This is a genomic window from Mongoliibacter ruber (genome assembly GCF_003003005.1).
Lineage (GTDB): Bacteria > Bacteroidota > Bacteroidia > Cytophagales > Cyclobacteriaceae > Mongoliibacter > Mongoliibacter ruber.
Window position 1 is genome coordinate 182,743 of record NZ_PVTR01000005.1, and the last position, 24,080, is coordinate 206,822.

The window sequence follows — 24,080 nt, forward strand, 5'->3', positions numbered from 1 at the left end:
TTATTACCAATCCAATTCCTCCTCAGAAAGCTCATATTTAAGTGTTCTGCCTTTTTCTACTGCCGGCAATCCTTCTGTCATCCAAAGAGGGGCCGGAGCACCTTTCAGATAATAGTCAAAGAATTGGGAAAGCCTGATTGACAGGTCTTTTCTATTTTTCCTCAACCTGAGATTATGGTCCTCATCATTATATTGCAACAGCCAAGCTGGTTTGTTTAGCCTTTTCAAAGCCATAAACATCTCAATACCTTGATACCAAGGCACAGCTCCATCTGCATCATTGTGCATGATCAGAACGGGGGTTTCTACCCTGTCCATATAGAAAAGCGGTGAATTCTGTAGGTAATACATTGGTTTTTCCCACAGCGTGCCACCAATTCTAGACTGTGTCTGTTCGTATTGGAACATCCTGCTCATCCCGGTACCCCATCGGATCCCGCCATAGGCGGATGTCATATTAACCACAGGAGCACCAGCCCCAGCTGCCTTAAACATATTGGTACGGGTGATCAGGTGTGCGACTTGATATCCTCCCCAGCTTTGTCCTTGTATGGCCATATTTTTGGCATCCACATAGCCTCTACTAACTATATTCTGCACACCCGGAATAATGCAATTGAATGCACTTGGTCCCGGTAGACCCAGCTCATATTTGATATCCGGTACAAAAACCAAGTAGTCGTTGCTCACAAAAAACGGAATATTGATGATAGAAGCGCTAGGTACCGGCGCTCTATAACTATGCAGACCATCTGAATTTCGCTCATAAAAGTACGTCATCATCGGATATTTGCGTCGCTCATCGAAGTTTTCAGGCTTGAACAAAAGTCCCTGGAGAGGTGTACCATCATTGGCCATAAAACTTACTAATTCCACAGATCCCCATTTCACCTGCGATTGCTGTGGGTTGATTGAAGACACTCTTGAAAGTCCCTTCAGTGTGAGATCACTTACATAAATATCAGGATTATCCTTGTAGGTAGACCTTCTCAAAATGACATTATCTGAGTCTTTGGCTTTTGCAAAACCGAAGTACCTGTGATCGCTAAAGACAAGCTCATTTGGCTCTGAAGCTTGCTGATAATTCGCTGTAAAATAACCATCCCTTTTATCTAACTCATGGAAACCTGTCAAGAAAAAAGGTTTGCTTGGATCAATCGACTCTTCCTCAACATCCAACTTTTGCCTCCTGAAGACTATTTTCCTGTTTCTTCCCTCTCCGGCAGTAAGGTTAACCGGCGCTGCATTACCAGATGGGTCCACTTTCCACACATCATATTGATCGTATACCAAAAATGAGGCATCGCCCTTGAGCCATCCCGCTGAGCCATAGCTTGAAGGCATCGCCGGAGAATCATGCTGTTCATCGTAGAAATTGACCCCAATGCTTTTTGTCATATTAACAAAAGCCCTATTGGCCAAGTCAAAAGAAATCCAAGAACTGTCTTGATAAGAATACCAATACACAAATTTACCTTCCGGAGAAAGCAAAAGATTGCCGGACAAGTTTTCTTTCATCAGGTACCTATGTCCATTTTCAAGATTGACAATGTACACATCTTTGCCAACCTGAATATCCCAACTGTAATTCCTACGGTAAGGGCTATTGTCAACGCCAATACCTACCTTGAACTTTGCGTTTTTATCCACGCTAACATCAGGGATTTTCTCATCAGCCAATTGCAAAACTTTGCCATTTCTCAGGTCATAAACTGCCAAAAAAGATTTCTTTTCATCTCTGTTCCTATTCCTCAATTGCATTGGCTGAATATCAGCATCCTGCCATCCCCAAATATCCAACTTGACCCTATCCTCATCAAGAATTGTCGTATCCTCCTCATATTCAAAAAACTTATAATCAGGTGCTGTACCAAAAAACAACCTTTGTTCATCTTTGGAGAAAAATACCCTTCCATTTTTCGAAATCATACCTTCTAGACCCTCAGCATCCTTTTGAAGCACCTTTTGATTGGACTCCTTGCCAATATCATAAAGGTAGAGATCATAATAAGGTGTCTTGGATTTGAGTGAATCTTCGGTAGTCAGGTATGCCAAATACTTGTTGCTCGCCGAAAATGCCGGGGTCATATATTCCGTTTTTCTTACATCTATAATTTTCGAAATCCCGGTTTGCAGGTTCAATAAAAATAGTCCGGTATTTTTTAAAGTATCCTCTTCTGCTTTTATGTAGTAGAGGAAATCTCCATTTTCTGAGAAACCATAGTTAATCACCCTGTGAAATTCAAATTTCTTGTCCCCTCCAAAATTGCGGACAAGTAACTTAGTTCCCTCTGAGTTTCTTGGAGGCTCGATTTTTTCAGACCCTATTTGAGTAGAATCATTTTCATCTTTTATCTCAGGTTTTGACCTCTTTTCTTTTTCAAAATGTATGGCCAACCAATCTCCTTTTTTCTTTGGTTGTCCGTAAGACTTGATCCTTGCGAATTTTTCGACCTCAGCCTTATCCAAGTTAAAAATGAACAAGCTGTCCTTTGGCATATCATCAGACTTGGCTTTCGTTAACTTCAAGTACCTGACAGAATCTCGCTCAGGCACAATTTTACCAACTGCAAATTTACCATCATGGGAAAAAGCCCAATTCCCTCCACGCGGCACGATAATCTTGTTTTCGGGTTTTTTAGTCTCTGCGAGTTCTAATCTGCCATCCCCTTCCTGTGGATTCACTTCATAACCCAGCCATATACCGTTTTTGGCTATTTTTTCTGCACTGATAGACTCCCAACCGTCATAGTCTCCATGATTAAGAGACCGTTTTTCTTGAGCAAATGCTAGGGTGAGGGAGAAGAAAAGTAAAAATGTTAATAAATGCTTAATTTTTATCAAATTCATATTAGGACATTCTATTTTCGGAAAAATAAGAATTGTATTTCGTTGCCACAGCTAAAATTATTTTAGTGGGGAGTTTTTTGTTTCAAACAAAAAAATAAAAACCACAAAAGCAGTGAGGGTTACCCTTTTGCTTTTGTGGTTTAGTTATTAATTACCCAAAGTAATCTCTCTTTCTGCATAACCACCCCTGGTAGAAAGCAATTTGATTTTACCTTTTACAGGTTCATTGTGATTGACTTTGACTTTAAACACCGATTCTTTGCTTTCTCCTGCATCTGTATATCCGGCATAAATGGTCTTATCGTATAATTCCGGCCCGGTAATCTGAACTTTTGCATTTTCGAAGCCTTTCATCAGCTCTTTGTCAAATTCAAGCATCAAACGGTCTTCCTGAACGATTTTCACCCTTTTGGCCTGATCCAAAGCCACAGGAAGCTTACCTGAATTGCTCCATTTCACCTTGATTTCGTATTCGTCTCCTGACTTGCTTACCTGCACATCATTGATTTCTATCTGAGGAAGATCTTTTGCCATGGCAAGGTTAAAGAGCGATTGCTTTTTGATCCACCCTTCCAACTGCCAAGGAGGCCCGTTTTGCGCAAAGAACTTAGGATGAAACCCTCCAATCTCTACTTCTCCCAATTGTGGGTGGTCGAATTTTTCCCAAGGTTTGAATCCCCTAGACTCATTTTCTTCATCATCCCACATCAGTGCATCATAATCATCAAGAATTCCATCTCCATCATAATCTTTCATCGCTCCATTGTTCCAAAGCTCATCACCGTACCAAACAGCACCATAATAGAAATAGCCGAAATCAGGCCCATGTCCAAACAGCGGTGTAGGCTTCAGTGGATCTCCGGTCAGCCTGTTCACTTTCCAGCGTGTGGCATAAGTCTCATAAACATCGCCTGCCCAAGGGTAACCAGTAATAGTCATCCCCAAACTGTCATAGTATTCATATATTTCCCTGTCTTTTTCAAACATCGACTCTTCAGAAGATGAAGTAGAAGGTGGCCTCAAATGCATTGGCACTCTTGTATCCAATGAGTTTACCACAGAAATATTGGGATGTGAAAGAAGCCAAAGAACTGTAGACCTTGTCTCAATTTCACTCAGCGGGTATTCCCCGGCACCAAACTGAGTATAGCCTCTTCCAGTCATGTCTCCTCTCCTATCAGGTCTCCAGTTTTCAGGATAATTTCTATGCAAATCAAGTCCTCCAATTCCATCTTCATTGAATTTGCCATCTCCATCATTATCGATACCTTCTGAGTACATTAAGTACTCACCTTGGCCATCAAAAACCCTTTTCATCAACCTTCCACTTGGATCTCTTGGATCAAGGATGTAATTGGCCTCCTCTTTTTCCTCATCAGTAAGAGCTTTTTTACGCATCATATGGATGACACCATCACCATTGAGGTCTTCCTCTGGATCTTCGTCAAACAAGCCATCACCATCTACATCGTAAGGTCGCACAGTACTTCTATTTCTTTGTTCTGAAAACAAGTACATGTTAGATCCATCGGGGTTATTCTGAGGCCTTACATAAATGGTCTTGGTATCTATCAGTTTGGTGATTTCAGGATCTTTGCCATAATTCTCCAATAAGTGCTGGGTCAACCATAGGACAGCCTCACTTGCGGTGACTTCACCGCCATGTCTACCACCTTCAAAATATGCAGCAGGTTTATCTGTGTGCTTCCCTGTCTTTTTATTGGTAATGGTCATTTGTAGAATAGGCCTGCCTTCATAGGACTTATCGACTTCATACAATTCTGTGATTTCAGGATACTTTTCTGCCCATAACCTGTACCAATGGTACATGACATCTGGAGTATGGTAAATATCGAAAGTAAGTTTGTCCCCAGGCTTATACTCAACCTCAGGAAACTCATACTTTTTGAAGAATGACTGCCCATGTCTTTCACCGGACACGGTGTAAAATTTGGCCTTTTCATCCTGCTCGGGCCATTTTTTTTCGTGTAGGACTTTTTCCTGCGCCAGGGCCATTCCTGAACCAAGCAGAAACACTCCTAGCGAAGAGAGTATAATTTTGTTCATATTATTAAAGATTGGTTTGGAATAAAAGTAAAGGAGTTATTCCCTTCTTCCTAACCGCTCAAAAAAAATGTCACCTAGATTATGTCGAGGGTCTTACTAATCAATAGGAAGCTTGAAATGCACGCAATTTTCTCAGAATACAGTCTTCTCTATTAATCGAAAATATGATTATCCGCAACCATGCCTCTAATCAATTAAATGAGGCTTTTTTGGCAAAAGGATACTAATAGATATTGGATATTTTGATATTGGTTTTAAATCAGAGGTTAATTCAATTAATTAGATTCTACTGGTTTGAAAGCGGATATTCATATAAAATAAAAAAGTCTTGCCAAAAGCAAGACTCTTTTCAGAATATAAACCCAAATATAACTTTAGAGATTAAAAGTTTCTAGTTTAAACTACTTGATACTAAATATTTTACTCTGAATGCAATCAAATATATTTCAATATTACAACAAGTCAAAATATTATATAAGCGATCAAGTTAAGTCCCAAAATAAATAGATTCATGTGATATTTACAAATTGAAAAATATATTTTGGTATTTTTTAAGTATTTCATAATTTAACGCCAGTATTATTAACATAGATTCAAAACAACCCTTTGAAAATGGACAAAATTTTAGATATTGATAATGTAGACCTAAAGATCATTTCCTTATTAAATGATGATGCCAAGACACCTTACACAGAAATTGCAAAAAAAGTGTTCGTCTCTTCAGGTACAGTTCACGTTCGAATGAGGAAACTTGAAGACATGGGAATCGTGAAGAGTGCTACACTGAACATTGATTTTTCTAAGTTGGGATATGACATCTCGGCATTCTTGGGAATTTATCTTGAAAAAAGCTCTCTTTATGACAATGTAATTGAGAAGCTAAAGCAGATCACAGAAGTAATCAATGCTTATTACACCACAGGGAACTACAGTATTTTTGCCAAAATAATCTGTAAAGACACCAATCACCTAAGAACAGTATTGGATAATATCCAAAGGGTAGAAGGAATAGACAGGACTGAGACACTCATTGTTTTGGAAGAAAGTATCAACAGACCTATTCAGTTTTTTGACAAATAGTATGATTTAAATCATTTTCTGTTTTCAGGTAATTTTGTATAAAATACAATTTAGATTAAATCTAAATAAATAAATTTCCTGATTATTCTTTTAAAAAATATAACTATACCAATACGGGAAAATCTTTAAGATCTTCCCGTATTTTTTTTCATCATATTGTTTATCAATCACTTATTGATAAAATCAATAGGTATTTGGAATAATTTAGCATCACATCGAACAATTATTTTTTCCATTATGTTGTATCTTCGCATCACAAACTATAATTAGTCTAAATAACTCACCTCATGAGCAAAGACAATCAGATTTTAGAAGAATTTACATCAAAGGAGTACGAACACGGATGGTCAGTGAATTATGAAGCTGACGAAGCTCCTATTGGACTCAATGAAGATATTATAAGGTGGATTTCTGCCAAAAAGGAAGAGCCTCAATGGCTGCTGGATTGGAGATTGAAAGCTTTCAAGGCATGGCTTGACATGAAAGAGCCTGAATGGGCAAATGTCACTTATCCAAAAATTGATCTTCAAGCTTTGAGGTATTATTCCGCGCCAAAGCAGAGTAAAAAACCTAAAAACCTCGACGAGATAGATCCTGAGTTACTTCAGATTTACGAAAGATTGGGAATTTCTCTCAATGAACAGAAGAGGTTACAGGGGATTGCTGTAGATGCAGTCTTGGACTCAGTGTCTGTTGGGACTACTTTTAAAGAGACGCTATCCAAACTTGGAATAGTTTTCTGCTCCTTCAGTGAAGCGGTACAAGAACACCCTGAATTGATCAAAAAATATTTGGGATCAGTAGTACCAATGACTGACAACTACTATGCAGCCTTGAATTCAGCCGTTTTTTCGGATGGATCATTTTGCTACATTCCCTCAGGTGTAAGGTGCCCTATGGAGCTGTCTACATATTTTAGAATCAATGCAGCAAATACAGGTCAATTCGAAAGAACCCTGATAGTAGCTGAAGATGATTCCTATGTATCCTATCTTGAAGGCTGTACAGCACCTCAAAGAGACGAAAACCAACTTCATGCAGCTGTGGTAGAAATCTATGCCGCTAAAAATGCAGAAGTAAAATACTCCACCGTTCAAAACTGGTTCCCTGGTGACAAAAACGGTAAAGGTGGTATTTACAACTTTGTCACCAAAAGAGGTATATGTGCTGGTGACAACTCCAAGATTTCATGGACTCAAGTAGAAACCGGTTCGGCTGTTACTTGGAAATATCCTTCTTGTATATTGAAAGGAGACAATTCAGTAGGTGAATTTTATTCAGTTGCTGTAACCAATAATTACCAACAAGCTGATACTGGAACTAAAATGATCCACATCGGTAAAAACACCAAATCAAGGATTGTATCCAAAGGTATTTCAGCGGGTCATTCTCAAAATTCCTACAGAGGTCAGGTCCAAGTGATGAAAAGAGCTACCAACGCTCGGAATTTTTCGCAGTGTGACTCTTTATTAATGGGTAGTAAATGTGGTGCACATACTTTCCCATATATCGATATCCAAAACTCTTCGGCAATGGTAGAGCATGAGGCTACCACTTCCAAAATCGGAGAAGACCAACTCTTCTACTGTAACCAAAGAGGTATCAGTTCTGAGGATGCAGTCGCATTGATCGTCAACGGTTATGCCAAGGAGGTATTGAACCAACTACCAATGGAATTTGCTGTAGAGGCACAGAAACTACTGGCACTTACCCTTGAAGGCTCGGTTGGATAATTAAACATTCACAATAAGAATCAATAGAATTTACGATATGCTTACCATAAAAAATCTACACGCATCTATAGAAGGCACACCTATTTTGAAAGGAATCAATCTGGAAATAAAAGCCGGTGAGATACATGCCATCATGGGACCAAATGGCTCCGGAAAATCAACCTTGGCTTCCGTATTGGCAGGTAGGGAAGAGTATGAAGTCACTGAAGGTGAAGTAAATTTCAAAGGAAAAGACTTGCTTGACCTGGCTCCTGAAGACAGGGCAAGAGAAGGCGTCTTTTTGGCTTTTCAGTATCCTGTTGAAATCCCAGGTGTCAGCACCACTAATTTTCTTAGGACTGCTGTCAACCAAGTAAGAGAATACAGAGGCCAAGATCCTCTTGATGCCGTAAAATTTCTTTCTGTGATGAAAGAAAAAATGAAACTGGTAGAAATTGATCAAAAATTGTTGAGCAGATCTTTGAACGAAGGATTCTCAGGTGGAGAGAAGAAAAGAAACGAGATTTTCCAAATGGCGATGTTAGAGCCTACGCTTTCTATTTTGGATGAAACTGATTCAGGTCTGGATATTGATGCATTGAAAATCGTATCAAATGGAGTCAACAAACTCAAAACATCGGAAACTGCCACTATTGTAGTAACCCATTACCAAAGGTTGTTGGATTACATTGTGCCTGATTTTGTGCATGTATTGTACAACGGAAGGATTGTAAAATCAGGAACAAAGGATTTGGCATTGGAACTTGAAGAAAAAGGATACGACTGGATCAAAGAAGAAGCTGACGCAGCATCTGTTTAATTTCCATCCTCTTTTAATCAAACTCAAATTGTAATGGCAACAGCTATCATAACAGATATATTAGAAACACTTCTAAAATCTTCAAATACTACTTCTTTCCCCGCTATTCGCGAAAAAGCCAAAACATTGGCTTTGGAAAAAGGACTTCCCGAGATCAAAGAAGAAGAATATAAATTTACAGCTATTCAAAGGAAATTGGAAAAGTCAATTACTGACTTCTCTACTGCAAAAAATATATCCTTGACTACTGCTCATATTCAGGATGCCCTCCCAGAAGGCTATGAAGGTGATTTCTTAGTATTCAACAACGGAAGAGTAGATTTGGAACTATCCAAATTATCCAAACAGGGATACGAGGCTACACTTCTTTCATCCTCAGCATCAGACTTATTTGGCACAATTGCCAAAAATGAAAAGGATGTTTTCACCGCAATCAACACTTCTGGATTTGAAGATGGCATTCATATTCAAGTAAAGAAAAACCAGAAAGTAGAAAAGCCAATCCACCTTTTATTCTTCAATCAGACCAATGAGGGACAGGTAATACCTACTCGCGTTTTGATAGAAATAGAAGAAAATGCAGAAGCATCCTTCTTGGAAAACAGTATTTCCCTGGACGAAACTCCTTATTTCTTCAATCAAGTAGTAGAAGTGAAAGCAGCTCAAAATTCCAAATCGCATTATGCCAAGCTTCAGAATGAAAGCAGACAAGCGGTCTCTGTAAGCAATTTTGAAACGAATATTTACAGAGATGCGGTTTTTTCACATACTGTTATCTCTCTTAATGGAGACATGGTAAGAAATAACCTGAGCCTCAACTTGTTGGATTCAGGTGTAGAAGGCAACATGTACGGTCTGTACCTACTCAATGGAAAGACGCATGTGGACAACCATACCAACGTAGACCATACCAAGCCGAATTCCGATTCCAATGAGTTGTATAAAGGAATATTGGCAGACAGTTCTAGAGGCGTGTTCAATGGAAAAATCTTTGTAAGGCAGGATGCTCAAAAGACCAACGCTTTTCAACAGAACAATAACATCCTCCTCTCAGAAGATGCAACGATCAATACCAAACCACAATTGGAAATCTGGGCTGACGATGTGAAGTGTTCTCACGGATGCACTACAGGTCAGTTGGACGAAGAAGCCTTATTTTACCTCCAAGCAAGAGGCATAGCAAAAGACCAAGCAAAGGGATTATTATTATTTGCCTTTGCAGGAGAAATTTTGGAACATATTTCAGACGAGCCATTTAAAAATCACATCACCAACTTGGTGAAAGAACGTCTGGGAAGCAATATCTAATTATGCCAATCAATATCGAAGAAATCCGAAATCAATTCCCAGTCCTTCACCAAGAGGTGAATGGCAAACCATTGGTGTACTTCGACAATGCAGCCACTACCCAAAAGCCTAAACAGGTATTGGAGGCGCTGCAGCAATACTATGAAATGGATAACTCGAATATCCATAGAGGCGCGCACACGCTGGCTGACAGGGCAACGCGCTACTATGAAAACACGAGATCGGCTATTCAGAAATTCATAAATGCCAAAGAAGAGGAAGAAATCATCTTCACCAAGGGCACAACTGAAAGTATCAACTTGGTAGCATCTACTTTCGGAAGAAAGTTTATAGGTAAAGGTGATGAAATCATCATTTCTACCCTAGAACATCACTCCAACATAGTGCCGTGGCAGATGCTTTGTGAGGAAAAGGGTGCCATCCTGAAAATTATCCCTATCAATGATGCGGGAGAAATTGATTTGGAAGAGTTTGAAAAACTTCTTTCAGCAAAAACCAAATTGGTCAGCTTGGTGCATGTATCAAACGCTCTTGGCACCATCAATCCTGTCAAACGTGTAATTGAACTCGCCCATAAATTCGGGGCTAAAGTACTCTTAGACGGGGCACAATCTACCAACCATTTGGAAGTAGATGTACAGGAGTTAGACTGTGATTTCTTAGCCTTTTCAGCGCATAAACTATACGGTCCAACAGGACTAGGTATTTTGTACGGGAAAAGAGAGATTTTGGAAAGTATGCCTCCATATCAAGGGGGAGGAGAAATGATCAAAGAGGTGAGTTTTGAGAAAACAACCTATAATGAAATTCCCTTTAAATTTGAGGCAGGAACACCCAATATTGCTGATGTGATTGCTTTTTCCAAAGCAATCAAGTTCATTGACGACTTGGGTAAAAAAGAAATCAAAAAGCATGAGGATGATTTGTTGGAATATGCCAGCGATGCCTTAAAAGACATTAAAGGATTTATCCCAGTAGGCACCGCAAAAGAAAAAGTCAGCGTCATATCCTTCAATATTAATGGAATGCATCCATTTGATGTAGGGATGATGCTAGATGCCAATGGCATTGCTGTGCGGACAGGCCATCATTGTACGCAGCCCTTGATGAAGAGACTTGGTCTGGAGGGAACCGTCCGTGCTTCGTTTTCTGTTTATAATACCAAATCAGAAATAGATCAAATGGTGGCATCTATCGCCAGAATTGCAAAAATTAAAAATAAATGAGCAGTATCCAGGATGTACAAAAGGAAATAATCGAAGAGTTTGAGATTTTGGGAGACGATAAAGAGTCCACAATCTTTTACATCATGGAATTGGGAAATAACCTGCCTTCCTTTCCTGAAAAAGAAAGAGTAGATGTCAATATCATCAAAGGATGTCAATCAAAAGTGTGGTTGACTGCAAAAATGGAGGATGATAAAATTCATTTCTTGGCAGATTCCAATACAGATATTACCAAGGGGCTGATCAGTCTTTTGATCAGAGTGCTTTCAGAAAGAAGCCCTAAAGAAATAATTGACGCACAGCTTCAATTTATAGATAAAATAGGAATGGGCAATATCATTGGATCTCAGAGATCAAATGGTCTTGCTGCGATGATCAAACAAATGAAACTATACGCATTGGCTTATCAAGCCAAGCAAAACGCCTGATACCATGTCGGAAAACACTGAGCAATTAAAAGAAATCCCTCAACAGGAGTTGAAAGAAAAAGTAGTCAATGCCATAAAGCAAGTCTATGATCCAGAGATTCCGGTTGACGTATATGAACTTGGATTAATATATGAAATAAGCGTCTATCCAGTCAATAATGTTTTTATTCTGATGACACTTACTTCTCCTAATTGTCCATCAGCTGAATTCATACCTTCCGAGGTAAAAGACAAAATCCAGCAGATTCAAGGAATCAATCACGTGGAACTAGAACTCACCTTTGATCCACCATATTCTCAAGATATGATGTCAGAGGCCGCAAAATTAGAATTAGGTTTTCTTTAAAAATAAAATAAATCAAGACAGATATGTACCCAGAAGAATTGATAGCACCCATGCGTGCAGAATTGACGAATGCCGGTTTCCAGGAATTCAGAACATCTGAAGAAGTGGAGAATCATCTTAAGGACCACAAAGGAACTTCCTTGATAGTGATCAACTCAGTGTGTGGTTGTGCTGCAGGTGCAGCCAGGCCAGGAGTTAGGTATGCATTGGAAAAAAGTGATGCCAAACCAACAGTATTGGCGACAGTTTTTGCAGGTAATGACAAAGATGCTGTTGATACAGTAAGGAAACATCACCTGCCCTATCCTCCATCTTCACCAGCAATGGCGCTGTTCAAAGATGGGGAGTTAGTCCATTTTATAGAGAGACATCATATAGAAGGCAGAAATGCCCAAATGATCGGCGACCATTTAGTTGAGGTTTTCGATCACTTCTGTAAATAAAAAAAATGCCCTTCGGGGCTTTTTTATTGCTAAAAAAATATAGTAGCTTCGTAACATTAGTTCCGAATATTATTTTGATAATCTTTTTTTGTCATCATAAATAATTTGCAGTAATAAACTGCAAAAAGTGAAACGACTGATAGACAAGGACATTTGTTCTATTATCTTTACATATACACTTATACCGTTATTTAAGTTATTGAAATAATAAATGGTTTAAAAAACACCTGATTTTATTAACTTAAGCGCTTTGAATGGAGTTACTATTTTGAAACAATAAACTGAAAAATAAATAATATATACTTATGGCCGAAATAGCTAAGTTATCATACGGAGGAAAGGAATATGAACTTCCGATTGTTGAAGGTACTGAGAATGAAAAAGCAATTGACATTGGAAAACTGAGAGGACAATCAGGTCTGATCACGATTGATCCAGGCTTTAAAAACACAGGATCCACAACAAGCTCTATTACTTTTTTAGATGGAGAAACGGGAATTTTAAGATATCGAGGATACAGGATTGAAGATCTTGCAGAAAAGTCCACTTTCCTTGAAGTTGCTTTTTTATTGATCTATGGACATCTTCCTACACAGGCTGAATACCAGAAGTTCACAAGAGATATCACTACTCACACGTTGGTACATGAAGACATCAAGAAAATTCTTGACGGCTTCCCATCCAATTCGCACCCTATGGGCGTATTGTCATCTTTGATCTGCTCTCTTACTGCATTCTATCCTGAGTCACTTGATCCTACCCGCAACGAAGACGCGGTTAATTTGAGCATCATCAGGTTATTGGCAAAAATGCCAACATTTGCAGCCTGGGCATACAAAAATGAAGTAGGGCACCCCGTAAACTACCCTGACAATAGTTTAGACTATTGCTCAAACTTCTTAAAAATGATGTTTGCCCTACCAGCCGAAAGATATGACGCTGACCCAGTAGTGGCCAAGGCTTTGGATCAATTGCTGATTTTGCATGCTGATCATGAACAAAATTGCTCTACTTCTACAGTAAGGGTAGTAGGTTCTTCTCAAGCAAGTATCTATGCTTCCATCTCTGCTGGTATCAATGCCCTATGGGGACCACTTCATGGAGGTGCAAACCAAGCTGTGATTGAGATGCTAGAAGCTATAAAAGCCGATGGTGGTGATACTAAGAAATTCCTTAATAAAGCCAAAGACAAAGATGATCCTTTCAGATTGATGGGATTTGGACACAGGGTTTACAAAAACTTTGATCCAAGAGCTAAAATCATCAAAAAGGCAGCGGATGACGTATTGGCTAAATTAGGTGTAAATGACCCAGTATTGGAAATTGCCAAAGAATTGGAACATGCAGCCTTAAATGACCAATACTTCGTTGATAGAAAATTATATCCAAACGTAGATTTCTACTCAGGTATTATCTACAGAGCTTTAGGTATTCCAACTGATATGTTTACCGTTCTATTCGCAATGGGTAGACTTCCAGGTTGGATAGCACAGTGGAAAGAAATGAGAGAAAACGGAGAGCCAATCGGTAGACCTCGTCAGGTATATACTGGAGAGACCGAAAGAGACTACGTTTCTATGAATAAAAGAGGTTAATCCTCAATTATGCCACAAAACTACAAGCCTCTGAGAATCTCAGGGGCTTTTTTTGTGCTATCAATTTATTTTCCTCCACTCAAATAATCAGGAGTCCAATCCTGAAATTTTCGATCCACAAGTCATCCCATAAATATACTTTCTTTATATTTGGAAACTCAAAATTTAAAACGAGTTTACCTATGAAAGCAAATACCTTAGAAGAAGCTGTAGCCCTTACAAAAAAATTCACATCCAAGCCTAGCAATGATGAGCTATTGAAAATTTACAGCCACTACAAACAAGCGACTGTCGGCGACAACGAAGAAGAAAGACCTACTGGATTTGATTTCGTCGCTGCAGCCAAATACAATGCCTGGCTATCCTTAAAAGGAAAAACCAAAGAAGAAGCTGAATCTGAATACATTGATTTGGTAAATAAGCTTTCAGAAAAATACATCTGACAAAATAATTTTCTTTGTATCGGGTTATTTTCTACAAAATATTCTAAATACTTTGTGATTTATATTGGTATTCAAAATTATTTATCTTACTTTTGTACCCGAATTAATTAAGAACATTTTTCACACCGTGGGTTTCCTTACTGTCGCTTGAATTGGGATACTTCTAGGAAATCATGGTTTGAAGAAGTAAGGAAACATTTCATGGAAAAAGAATTAACATTCTCAGACCTTGGGATTTCAAGCGAAATCTTAAGGGCAGTGGAGGAAATGGGCTATACCCAACCTTCAACTATTCAATCACAATCTATTCCTTTTATGCTGGAAGGCAAGGATGTCATCGGACAGGCACAGACTGGAACCGGTAAGACAGCTGCCTTTGGTATTCCAATCATCGACAACGTAGACCCAGACATCAACAAGCCACAAGCCTTGATTCTTTGTCCTACTAGAGAATTGGCTGTACAGGTAGAAGGTGAAATTGTAAAATTGTCAAAATTTAAAAGAGGCATATCCTCCACTTGTATTTATGGTGGTGAAGCGATAGATCGTCAGATCAGAAGCTTGAAAAAAGGTGTGCAAATCGTAGTGGGAACTCCTGGAAGGATCATGGATCACATGGACAGGGGCACACTCAAATTGGACCTTGTTCGTATCATCGTATTAGATGAGGCAGACGAAATGCTTGACATGGGTTTCAGAGAGGATATTGAAAACATCCTTAGCGATTGTCCAGAAGAAAGACAAACTGTTTTCTTCTCAGCGACAATGCCAAAACCAATATTAGACCTGACCAAAAAATTCCAGGATAATCCTGAAATTGTAAGGGTACTAAGAAAAGAACTTACTGTCGAAAACATCACTCAGGAGTATTACGAAGTAAAACCTTCTTTGAAAATGGAATTGATGAGTAGGTTGATGAACATCAATCAATACACATTAAGCGTTGTTTTCTGTAATACCAAAAGGGTAACTGATGAGGTAACTGAAGAATTAGTAGCCAGAGGCATCAGTGCTGAGGCACTTCACGGTGACCTGTCACAAGCTCAGCGTACCAAAGTAATGAACAAGTTCCGTAAAGGACATGTATCTGTATTGGTAGCAACAGATGTTGCCGCTAGAGGTATTGATGTGGATAATGTAGAGGCAGTATTTAATTTTGACCTTCCATTAGACGAAGAAAATTACGTACATAGAATCGGAAGAACAGGTAGAGCTGGGAAATCAGGAACCGCTATCAACTTTATCACTGGCAGAAAAGATATGTTCAGGGTGAGAGATATAGAGAAGTTCATCAAAACCAGCATCAACAAAATGTCTCCTCCTTCAGTAGCTGATTTGATTGACCTCAAAAAGCAACAGTTGGTAAAAGACGTAAATAGATTCTTAAGCAAAGAAGAGGACAATAGTTTCTATGAAGAAACAATCGGTCAAATGCTTGCGGAAGGACTTACTATGGAACAAGTAGTACTGGGACTTACCAAAATGCAATTGGCAGATGCAGTTTCCGAAATGCAGGATCAAAACTTCGATCTAGATCTCAGCAGAGATAGAGACAGAGGTGGAAGAGAAAGAGATAGAGGCAGCCGTTTTGAAAGAGGCGGAAGAGACCGAGATAGAGGTGGCCGTTCTGAAAGAAGTGGTAGAGGTGAAAGAAGCGAGAGAGGTGAAAGAAGTAGTGATAGAGGAGAAAGAGGCGATAGAAAAAGATCCACTCGTGAAAAAGGAGTAAGAGAGCCTGGAATGGCTAGACTTTTTCTTAACCTTGGAAAAAAAGATAGAATTCGTCCTAACGATATCGTAGGTGCTATTGCCGGAGAAACTGGAGTACCTGGAAAAAACATCGGCGGAATCGACATTTTCGACAACTTCTCCTTCGTAGATGTTCCTCAAAAAGATGCAGATCACGTAATCAGCGTCATGAAGAACAATACAATCAAAGGAAAATCTGTCAATATGGAGATCTCCAAAGCCTAAAATTCATTAGATTATAAAGGTTAGTGGTTTTTGAAAAGCGTAGTCCCTCAGGGATTACGCTTTTTTTAGCTTCACCACCTTTCAAAAAACTGAGAGTCTTATGACTTAAATCATTTTTGTTAACTTTGATATGTGCTATTTTTAAGGAAACGAAAATACTATGCAGCTTTTCTTTCACCAAAACATACAAGATTCCACATTCCACTTGGATATGGAAGAATCTAAACATCTGATTAAGGTCTTACGAAAACAACAAGGAGACCGTGTAAATTTCACTGATGGCAAAGGCTGTCTTTTTGAATGTACTATCATTGACCCTAATCCAAGGAAGGCAAGCATTCAGATCGACCAGAGACTCTACACACCGGATGATGATTTCTATATCCACCTTGCCATCAGCCCGACCAAAAATTCTGAACGAATGGAGTGGATGGTGGAAAAACTTACAGAAATAGGAGTACATGAGATAACTTTTATGGAATCTGAATATTCTGAACGCAGCAAACTCAAGTTGGACAGGCTGGAGAAAAAGATCATTGCAGCATGTAAACAAAGTCTCAAAACTAGAGTTCCAAAATTGAACCCTGTCACTCCAATGGTGGATTTGGTTCAGGATAAGAAGTTTGACGATTACCAGCGTTTTATCGCTTATGTAGATAAAGAAAATGATCAACACCTCTTCGAGAAAATAGAAAAAGACAGGGCTTACCTGATTTTGATAGGCCCTGAAGGAGACTTTTCGCAGCAGGAGCTTCAATTGGCATTTGATCACCTATTCCACCCATGCTCACTTGGGAAAAGCAGACTACGATCCGAGACCGCAGGAGTGGCAGCTGTACACACTATTCAATTGGTTAATAACTTACAAAACTTATGAAAAAACTAGGAGTCATTCTTTTATCCTCAATTTTGATTTACTCATGTCAACCACAGGAAAACACAACAGCTGTAGGCCCAGAAGGTTGGCTGGAAGGCAACACTGAAGAAAAACTCGATGAAGTAGCCCATCAGTTGGGTGGATTCAGTAGGACTATGGTAGAAGTATCTTACAGGTACTCCGAATTGTACTGGGCTGGCATGGATGAAAACTGGGGATATGCTGACCATCAGGTAGAGCACATCATAGAAGCAATGGAAGATGGGCTAAAAAGAAGGCCCGTAAGAGCTGAATCTTCAAAAACTTTTATGGAAGAGACCCTGCCTATGATGGAAGAAATCATCAAAAAAGAAAATAAGGAAGAATTCATAAAGGGTTTTCAAATGTTTACTTCGGCTTGTAATGCTTGTCATGCAAAAGAAGGCGAGTCTTTCATTATGATTCAAACGCCAGAGAACCGAACTTCTCCAGTCAGATTCTGAAAAAAATAACTTTGAGTGCTTCATTTGGAAAAGTGAAGCATTTATTTTTATAGCTCATATTTTTGTAAAACAATTGAATCTCCCGGATGGAAAGTGAAGAAAAGACAGTAGTGGAAGAAGATAAATCAGAAAAAGAGTCAACAGACAATTTAAGCATCCTACTCACGACAGATGAGGACGATGACAGACCCGTATATTTAGCTGGAAATTTCAACGACTGGGTAACGCAGGACAGGCGGTTTCAACTGTTGAAAGAAGAAGAAGGGATCTACCGCTTTAGTTTCCCTAAAGATTTTGACTTCCCTGAACAATTGGTATACAAATTCACCAAAGGTGATTGGTCCGAAGTAGAAATAGACAGGTACGGAAACAAAACACTAAACAGGTTTTCTGATCTTAAATCAGGCATTCAGGAAGAGCATGTACCAAAGTGGAGAAAAAACTGGCTACCCTATAGACCCAGCCAATTGCCAAAAGTGCATCTGATTTCAGAAGAATTTGAAATCCCTCAACTGAACAAGACCCGAAAAATCTGGGCGCTTTTGCCACATGATTACGAAACCTCAGATGAGCAATACCCTGTTCTTTATCTTCAAGATGCCCAAAACCTCTTCAATGAAAATGCTCCCTATGGTAATTGGCAGATAGACAAAAAACTGGCTGTAATGTCAGACTACGGTATCGGGAAAATCATCATCATAGCCATTGAACACGGAGAAAAAGAAAGGGTCTTGGAGTATAACTTTGGAAAAACACTCTTGGGACAAGGTCAAGGCAAAAAGTATATCAGGTTTGTCACTGACACTTTGAAACCTTTTGTGGACAAAAATTTCCGAACCAAACCAGAGCGGGAATTTACCGGCATAGGTGGAAGCTCTATGGGAGGCCTGGTCAGTATTTTCTCAGGATTGATATACCCCGAGGTATATGGAAAATTGATGATCTTCTCCCCTTCCCTATGGGTGATTCCCAAAATAAAATTCTCCTTTTTGGATTTTTTCGAACCGATGGAAACCAAAATCTACCTCTACGCTGGGGGTGATGAAAGTGAAACCATGGTAAAACACACCAAGAAGTTTAAAAAAAGGCTCCTCAAAAGAGAGCGTATCAGAGAGAAAATGAAAGTAAAACTCAGTATCAATGAGGAAGGAAAACACAGCGAAACCTATTGGTCAGATGAATTTCCCAAAGCAATAGAATGGCTCTTTTTTTCAGACAAAGAGGGTGATATTTAACTCAATTTTTACCGATAAAACATAAAAAACAATGAAAGTCTTAGTCAATCCTACGAAAAAAAAACTAACCGGGTTGGTCATCATACCCTTTAAGGAAACTGATGATTCCATCAAACTGCCTGCAGAAGTAGAGGCCAGAGACATCTCAACGAAGGTTTTTTCAGGCAAAAAGGACAGTACATTTTTATTTGAATCAGCAGAAAAGAAAACTATCTTTCTTTTATTGGGATTGGGGAAAGACCCTGAATACAAAACGATCAAGACGGCTTTCAGGAGGATTACGGCCAAGCAGGAAAGCCTTATTGACTCCGAAGCCCATATTTTTTTCAATGAAGAAATGGACAGTGCCTTTGTAGAAGCCGCAGTTTCAGGTTTTGTCTTAGGCACATACCGGTTGGCTCATTTCAAAACAGATGATAAAAAGGACTTTTCTGACCTAAAACTTTACATACATAGCAAACTCAACCAAGTAAGCAAAGATGTTGAAAAGGCTCAAAAAATAGCTATCGCCCAGCTTGAAACATTCAAACTGGTCGATTTGCCTCCAAATACTGCCACTCCAGAATACTTGGCCGATTGGGCCAAAAACAGTGGTAAACAATATGGATTTTCGGTAAAAGTGCTAGACCGAAAAAAGGCTCAAAAAGAAAAATTAGAAGCTTTTTTAGCGGTAAGCCAAGGATCCATAAGAGAGCCACAGTTTATCATCATGACCTACAAGCCTAAAAAAGCCAACAAACATATTGGATTGGTGGGTAAAGGAGTGACCTTTGATACAGGTGGTCTCAACATCAAAACGCAGGGCATGGTACACATGAAATGTGATATGGGTGGTGCAGCGGCGGTCTTAGGAGCTATGCAGCTTATCGCAGACCTGAAGTTAGCTGTACAAGTCACAGCCATTGTGCCATGCGTAGAAAATGCTGTTGACAGCCATTCATTTCTCCCTTCAGATGTAATTGGAAGTTACAGTGGAAAGACCATAGAAATCATAGACACAGACGCAGAGGGCAGACTCATACTTGCAGATGGCCTGAGCTACTTGGTCAAAAATTTCAAACCAGATACCATCATTGACTTTGCGACTTTGACGGGAAGCACAGTTGGCACATTCGGGTATGAGTGCGCTGCTTTGTTTACCAATGACCAAGAACTCTCCAAAAATCTACAAAATGAAGGTCAAAAGATAGGAGAAAGAGTCTGGCAACTTCCCTTGTGGGAATGTTACAAATCCGAAATGGATAGCGAAATTGCTGACATCAAAAACTTCCATGGCAAACCTTTCGCAGGAGCAATTACTGCCGCTAAATTTTTGGAGTTTTTTACAGAGAAACATCCCTCATGGGCGCATGTAGATATTGCAGGGACTGCATTTGGTGATTCTGAATTTGCAAAAACCAAACATGGAACTGCTTTTGGTGTTCATTTATTGGTTAAATTACTGGAAAATCATTAAACCATGAATCATAAATCAAAAACCTTTTTATGCATTTCCAACTTTTTCAAAGGAGCCGCATTCCTGATTGCGCTCAAAAAAGCGGGGAATAAAGTTTTTTTAATCACTACTGAAAAACTCAAAGATAGTGCTTGGCCCCATGACCATATAGATGAGATATTTTATATGCCTGGTCAAGACTTGGACTGGGACCTGGAAAAGTTACTTTTCGGAGTTGCAGGTATCATGAAAGCCAATAAAATTGACGCCATCATCGCACTTGATGACTATGACGTCGAAAAAGCAACTTACCTCAGAGAGAACCTGCGCATACCAGGCATGGGTCAGACTACAGGTAGGTTTTTTCGGGACAAACTAGCCATGCGTATGCGTGCAAAATATGCAGGCGTGCTTGTGCCTGACTTTTCTGCCCTGTTCAACGATGAAGAAATCAATCATTTTGCCGATACCGTCCCCGCTCCTTGGGTACTCAAACCTAGGTCAGAAGCTTCTGCAAATGGCATCATAAAGGTGCATACCAAAGATGAACTTTGGCAAAATATCCACGAACTCGGTGATAACCGCGTCAGGTATTTGGTGGAAAAATTCGAACCCGGAGATGTGTATCATGCTGACAGTTTGAACATTGACGGAAAGCCGATAGCCTGTATCGTCTCTCAATACTTGGCTACCCCTATGGAAATATCGCTTGGGGGTGGAATATTTCGCAGTGCCAATATCACTTATGGTTCAGATGATGACAAAGCTATCAAAGAGGCCAACAAAGAGGTATTGAAAGCATTTGGAATGAAGAGCGGTGCAGCCCATACTGAATTTATAAAAGGAAAAAAAGACGGGAAAATATATTTTCTCGAAACCTCCTCTCGGGTAGGTGGAGCACACCTTGCAGAAATGGTAGAGGCAGCTTCCGGCATCAACATGTGGACAGAATGGGCCAATATTGAAGATGCAAAAGTAAAAGATATTAAATACAAACTCCCCAAAGTCCAAAAAGGCTATGCAGGCATCGTGCTTACCCTTTCTAAATACCAACATCCAGACCTCTCCTCATTCAATGACCCTGAAGTCTGTTTCAAAGTGCCACTCGATTACCATGCGGGATTGATTGTCAAATCCAAGAAGCACGAAAAAGTACGCGAGCTTTTGGACGATTATGCAGAAAGGTTGTCGAGTGGTTTTTCTACAAGTGCAGCCCAGGAAAAAATCAAAAAGTTTCATTAAAAAGAACCTCATTTAAAACTTAAACACTAGGTTTTGCAACAATAAGTGGTTTCAGTTTCGGTTAGTGGAGACACTAACCGAGGCTAAAAACCATTAATTCCTACGCATATCTACTCATATTCCAAATATTTTAACAAAAAATTGTCGGTGTTTTTTTGATTTTTTACTTTTCATAAGTGAGGAATAGTCCTCCGACTGATCTTTGTATTTTCCTTCTTTAAACTTTAGTATTTTACTATGAAAAATCTTTTTACCCCCCCACAAACTAATCTTTTGTTTTAACTCCTCTTTAACCTCACTCCTCTCTCTAGGTTTGGTTTTGATTCTGTTCATATCTTGCATTGAAGAACCCACGGAGAAGTTTGAAATCCCTCAGCAACACCCCAAATTAGCAATTGTCAAAGACTGGTTTGAAACCAACAAAGAACAATTAAGAATAGATGACTCAAGGGAGAATTTCAGCCTAGGGGGACAAGAGCTAATACTTCCATTTTTCGAAAAAGAACCCGATTGGGACAAATTCCATATATACGAATGGCCAGATGGGCGAATTGTCTATGAAATTAATTTGGCAAATAAAGAGATGGTTCTCTCTAGCGAATTCAAAGAAAACATGCCTCAAGCCAACCCTCAGGAAACAGTGATACAAAATATCATGTTTGTTGAAAACAGGGAAAACGGCAGGTATGACCCAGTTATCGCTAGATATTATCCAGCTGATGAGTATTCAATATCGGATTTTGACGACATATCCTATAACCAAATCGGAGCTGGATGGTCTGGAAAAGTAGATCTCTGGACATATGACGAAAGGTATTTCATCGGATTTGTAATAGAGGATGGTGTAATTGTAAGTACAGCGCACCCCCACTGGTATATGGATGACCAAAATGCAAGAAAACTACCGAATTCAGAGGAAATAACCCTTACCACTTGTGTTCTTAGACAAACAGTAATTGCAACCACTGTTTCCACTTCAACAGGAAGCACTACTACCTATCATGTAGAAAGCTCTATATGGTATTGCCCTTCTGGAGGCGGAGGAGATAGCATCGGCTCATCTTACACTGTGGGAGGTGGATCTACTTATGAATGGCCTTCAGAAAGCTGGAGCGGTGGTGGTGGCTCTGGCAGCTCTGGGACGGTAAGTGGGAGTACTTATACTCCGCCAGTTATTAGAATGCCATCGGTTTTAAATGCTTTAAATAATCCATGTGCCAGTCGATTGTTTATTCAATCCACAAAAAACAATAACTTTAATTTTACTGTCCCAGCGCAGATTGGAAATCTCAATCCTGCAATTATCAATTTGTTTCAACAAACTACCAAATATCCTTATTTGATCAAAAATGGGAGTGTTATGAATATAAATAGACAAATGATCAATGCGAGAACAACATTAAATAGTGGAATAATTACTGTAGAAATAAATGACAGTTATTTGAATCAAGCAACTGAATTATCCATAGTAAGAACAATAATCCATGAAAATGTTCATGCGTATTTATTACATCAATCAAAAACAAATGTCGAATTTGCAGTGGGGTTAAATAATTTTGCAAAACAAAATAATCTCAACAATTTACCAAATACACATCATGAACTAATGGGGCAATATGTTTTAGGAATGGCAATCTCTCTTTGGAATTGGGACAAAAATTTTGGAGAAACGAAAGGTGCGTTGGACTTTGAATATTATTATGCGATGGCTTTTGGTGGATTGCTAGATTATGATACGAAAAAACCTAATCAAGCATTCCAAACACTTGCAGGAACTAAAGTAGCTGATTATCTAAAGATAATTGAAAACGAATCAAGTGGAAACAGTAATGCAAAAGGCAAAAAATGTAACCAATAGTCTTATGAAAAAGCTTATATTTCTAATTATTCTTTTTCCATTAACAGCATTTATACAAGAAAAAGAACTACCCAAATTATCAGTTGAGCAATATGAAATCCTCAATAAGCTTTTCCCTAAAGAAGCTTCATTTACTCTTTTGAGATATACTAGCTTTCCTTTACATTTAGATTATTTTTTAACCAAAGAGCACTTTGAAATGGATGGAGGTTTTTGCAGACTAACTAATGATCCATTTGAAAAATCTGATCTTTGGGATCATTTAGATTCTGAAGACTTTGAATATATAAAGGATAATATTTCCTTGCTTGGAGAGGCTTATGAATTAGAACAGGGAAAACTAATCTATCCAAATGTTCAACTTGTGGACCTTTATTTAAATAATCATATTCATTTAATATCAGCCCCAATAATTAAAGGAAGGTTTTCCATTATTCATCATGTTCATTCTTTCATTGAAAAAATTATTTTTTTTGAAAAAGATGAAAATGGTGATTGGGATATATTATGTGAAGTATATATAAAATTGGATTTAGTGGATTTTGGACATTGATTCCTTCTATAATTTTAAACCTGTAGTAACTAAAGAACATTTGTTTGAATTAAACTAATCCTGGTCCATTTCGAGCTTTTGTACAATTGGTAACTGTCTAACTATT

At 38.9% G+C, this 24,080-nt stretch carries 20 protein-coding genes; 18 read left to right on the top strand and 2 right to left on the bottom strand.

Translation table 11 applies throughout. From position 1 onward, the window contains the following. Positions 1–3: 3 nt before the first annotated feature. Together CLW00_RS09855 and CLW00_RS09860 are read right to left on the bottom strand one after the other, a co-directional pair. Positions 4–2,850: a S9 family peptidase gene (locus CLW00_RS09855; protein WP_106133517.1), complete on the bottom strand. Its 2,847-nt coding sequence runs from the start codon at positions 2,848–2,850 to the stop codon at positions 4–6. A gap of 147 nt (positions 2,851–2,997) precedes the next feature. Beyond that, a complete protein-coding gene (locus CLW00_RS09860) occupies positions 2,998–4,917 on the bottom strand; it encodes a M14 family metallopeptidase (protein WP_106133518.1) in 1,920 nt (639 codons plus the stop codon). A gap of 612 nt (positions 4,918–5,529) precedes the next feature. On the opposite strand from CLW00_RS09860, the gene CLW00_RS09865 reads away from it, so the two are divergent. From CLW00_RS09865 to CLW00_RS09955, 18 genes are all read left to right on the top strand, one after another. Further along, complete coding sequence (locus CLW00_RS09865) at positions 5,530–5,997, top strand: Lrp/AsnC ligand binding domain-containing protein (RefSeq protein WP_106133519.1); 468 nt, start codon at positions 5,530–5,532, stop codon at positions 5,995–5,997. Between the two features lie 287 nt (positions 5,998–6,284). Then, positions 6,285–7,730, top strand: coding sequence for a Fe-S cluster assembly protein SufB (gene sufB / locus CLW00_RS09870; protein ID WP_106133520.1), 1,446 nt, complete (start codon positions 6,285–6,287; stop codon positions 7,728–7,730). A 37-nt stretch (positions 7,731–7,767) separates the two neighbouring features. After that, a complete protein-coding gene (gene sufC / locus CLW00_RS09875; protein ID WP_106133521.1) occupies positions 7,768–8,529 on the top strand; it encodes a Fe-S cluster assembly ATPase SufC in 762 nt (253 codons plus the stop codon). Positions 8,530–8,562: 33 nt separating this feature from the next. Then, entirely contained in the window at positions 8,563–9,837 is a 1,275-nt protein-coding gene (gene sufD, locus CLW00_RS09880) for a Fe-S cluster assembly protein SufD (RefSeq protein WP_106133522.1), read from the top strand. Between the two features lie 2 nt (positions 9,838–9,839). Beyond that, a complete protein-coding gene (locus tag CLW00_RS09885; RefSeq protein WP_106133523.1) occupies positions 9,840–11,063 on the top strand; it encodes a cysteine desulfurase in 1,224 nt (407 codons plus the stop codon). After that, complete coding sequence (locus CLW00_RS09890; RefSeq protein WP_106133524.1) at positions 11,060–11,491, top strand: SufE family protein; 432 nt, start codon at positions 11,060–11,062, stop codon at positions 11,489–11,491. The genes CLW00_RS09885 and CLW00_RS09890 overlap by 4 nt, the downstream gene beginning before the upstream one ends. A gap of 4 nt (positions 11,492–11,495) precedes the next feature. Beyond that, positions 11,496–11,837: a DUF59 domain-containing protein gene (locus tag CLW00_RS09895; RefSeq protein WP_106133525.1), complete on the top strand. Its 342-nt coding sequence runs from the start codon at positions 11,496–11,498 to the stop codon at positions 11,835–11,837. A 23-nt stretch (positions 11,838–11,860) separates the two neighbouring features. Next, entirely contained in the window at positions 11,861–12,280 is a 420-nt protein-coding gene (locus CLW00_RS09900; protein ID WP_106133526.1) for a BrxA/BrxB family bacilliredoxin, read from the top strand. A 305-nt stretch (positions 12,281–12,585) separates the two neighbouring features. After that, complete coding sequence (locus CLW00_RS09905; RefSeq protein ID WP_106133527.1) at positions 12,586–13,875, top strand: citrate synthase; 1,290 nt, start codon at positions 12,586–12,588, stop codon at positions 13,873–13,875. Between the two features lie 182 nt (positions 13,876–14,057). Beyond that, entirely contained in the window at positions 14,058–14,318 is a 261-nt protein-coding gene (locus CLW00_RS09910; protein ID WP_106133528.1) for an acyl-CoA-binding protein, read from the top strand. Between the two features lie 201 nt (positions 14,319–14,519). Further along, positions 14,520–16,292, top strand: a complete 1,773-nt coding sequence (locus CLW00_RS09915; protein WP_106133677.1) for a DEAD/DEAH box helicase — start codon at positions 14,520–14,522, stop codon at positions 16,290–16,292. A gap of 160 nt (positions 16,293–16,452) precedes the next feature. Beyond that, positions 16,453–17,169 carry a 16S rRNA (uracil(1498)-N(3))-methyltransferase gene (locus tag CLW00_RS09920; RefSeq protein ID WP_106133529.1) on the top strand — a complete coding sequence of 239 codons (717 nt, stop codon included), beginning with the start codon at positions 16,453–16,455 and terminating at the stop codon, positions 17,167–17,169. Next, entirely contained in the window at positions 17,166–17,651 is a 486-nt protein-coding gene (locus tag CLW00_RS09925) for a hypothetical protein (RefSeq protein WP_106133530.1), read from the top strand. Before CLW00_RS09920 ends, CLW00_RS09925 begins: the two co-directional genes overlap by 4 nt. Before the next feature lie 86 nt (positions 17,652–17,737). Then, on the top strand, positions 17,738–18,886 hold the full coding sequence (locus CLW00_RS09930) for an alpha/beta hydrolase (protein ID WP_106133531.1): 1,149 nt from the start codon (positions 17,738–17,740) through the stop codon (positions 18,884–18,886). A 31-nt stretch (positions 18,887–18,917) separates the two neighbouring features. Then, positions 18,918–20,342, top strand: a complete 1,425-nt coding sequence (locus CLW00_RS09935) for a leucyl aminopeptidase family protein (protein WP_106133532.1) — start codon at positions 18,918–18,920, stop codon at positions 20,340–20,342. 3 nt (positions 20,343–20,345) lie between these two features. Continuing rightward, complete coding sequence (locus tag CLW00_RS09940) at positions 20,346–21,563, top strand: ATP-grasp domain-containing protein (protein WP_106133533.1); 1,218 nt, start codon at positions 20,346–20,348, stop codon at positions 21,561–21,563. A gap of 319 nt (positions 21,564–21,882) precedes the next feature. Continuing rightward, the gene (locus CLW00_RS09950; RefSeq protein WP_146131402.1) at positions 21,883–23,421 is read left to right on the top strand and encodes a hypothetical protein; all 1,539 of its coding nucleotides are present in this window, start codon (positions 21,883–21,885) and stop codon (positions 23,419–23,421) included. A 4-nt stretch (positions 23,422–23,425) separates the two neighbouring features. Then, positions 23,426–23,974, top strand: a complete 549-nt coding sequence (locus tag CLW00_RS09955) for a hypothetical protein (RefSeq protein WP_146131403.1) — start codon at positions 23,426–23,428, stop codon at positions 23,972–23,974. Positions 23,975–24,080: the final 106 nt, after the last annotated feature.

What these genes read in the sequence shown, in the direction of transcription:
- CLW00_RS09900 (WP_106133526.1), top strand. Translation starts at nt 11,861, where the DNA reads ATGTACCCAGAAGAATTGATAGCACCCATGCGTGCAGAATTGACGAAT.
- CLW00_RS09860 (WP_106133518.1), bottom strand. Translation starts at nt 4,917, where the DNA reads ATGAACAAAATTATACTCTCTTCGCTAGGAGTGTTTCTGCTTGGTTCA.
- CLW00_RS09895 (WP_106133525.1), top strand. Translation starts at nt 11,496, where the DNA reads ATGTCGGAAAACACTGAGCAATTAAAAGAAATCCCTCAACAGGAGTTG.
- CLW00_RS09935 (WP_106133532.1), top strand. Translation starts at nt 18,918, where the DNA reads ATGAAAGTCTTAGTCAATCCTACGAAAAAAAAACTAACCGGGTTGGTC.
- sufB (WP_106133520.1), top strand. Translation starts at nt 6,285, where the DNA reads ATGAGCAAAGACAATCAGATTTTAGAAGAATTTACATCAAAGGAGTAC.
- CLW00_RS09905 (WP_106133527.1), top strand. Translation starts at nt 12,586, where the DNA reads ATGGCCGAAATAGCTAAGTTATCATACGGAGGAAAGGAATATGAACTT.
- sufD (WP_106133522.1), top strand. Translation starts at nt 8,563, where the DNA reads ATGGCAACAGCTATCATAACAGATATATTAGAAACACTTCTAAAATCT.
- CLW00_RS09920 (WP_106133529.1), top strand. Translation starts at nt 16,453, where the DNA reads ATGCAGCTTTTCTTTCACCAAAACATACAAGATTCCACATTCCACTTG.
- CLW00_RS09865 (WP_106133519.1), top strand. Translation starts at nt 5,530, where the DNA reads ATGGACAAAATTTTAGATATTGATAATGTAGACCTAAAGATCATTTCC.
- CLW00_RS09885 (WP_106133523.1), top strand. Translation starts at nt 9,840, where the DNA reads ATGCCAATCAATATCGAAGAAATCCGAAATCAATTCCCAGTCCTTCAC.
- CLW00_RS09890 (WP_106133524.1), top strand. Translation starts at nt 11,060, where the DNA reads ATGAGCAGTATCCAGGATGTACAAAAGGAAATAATCGAAGAGTTTGAG.
- CLW00_RS09925 (WP_106133530.1), top strand. Translation starts at nt 17,166, where the DNA reads ATGAAAAAACTAGGAGTCATTCTTTTATCCTCAATTTTGATTTACTCA.
- CLW00_RS09855 (WP_106133517.1), bottom strand. Translation starts at nt 2,850, where the DNA reads ATGAATTTGATAAAAATTAAGCATTTATTAACATTTTTACTTTTCTTC.
- CLW00_RS09915 (WP_106133677.1), top strand. Translation starts at nt 14,520, where the DNA reads ATGGAAAAAGAATTAACATTCTCAGACCTTGGGATTTCAAGCGAAATC.
- CLW00_RS09940 (WP_106133533.1), top strand. Translation starts at nt 20,346, where the DNA reads ATGAATCATAAATCAAAAACCTTTTTATGCATTTCCAACTTTTTCAAA.
- CLW00_RS09930 (WP_106133531.1), top strand. Translation starts at nt 17,738, where the DNA reads ATGGAAAGTGAAGAAAAGACAGTAGTGGAAGAAGATAAATCAGAAAAA.
- sufC (WP_106133521.1), top strand. Translation starts at nt 7,768, where the DNA reads ATGCTTACCATAAAAAATCTACACGCATCTATAGAAGGCACACCTATT.
- CLW00_RS09910 (WP_106133528.1), top strand. Translation starts at nt 14,058, where the DNA reads ATGAAAGCAAATACCTTAGAAGAAGCTGTAGCCCTTACAAAAAAATTC.
- CLW00_RS09955 (WP_146131403.1), top strand. Translation starts at nt 23,426, where the DNA reads ATGAAAAAGCTTATATTTCTAATTATTCTTTTTCCATTAACAGCATTT.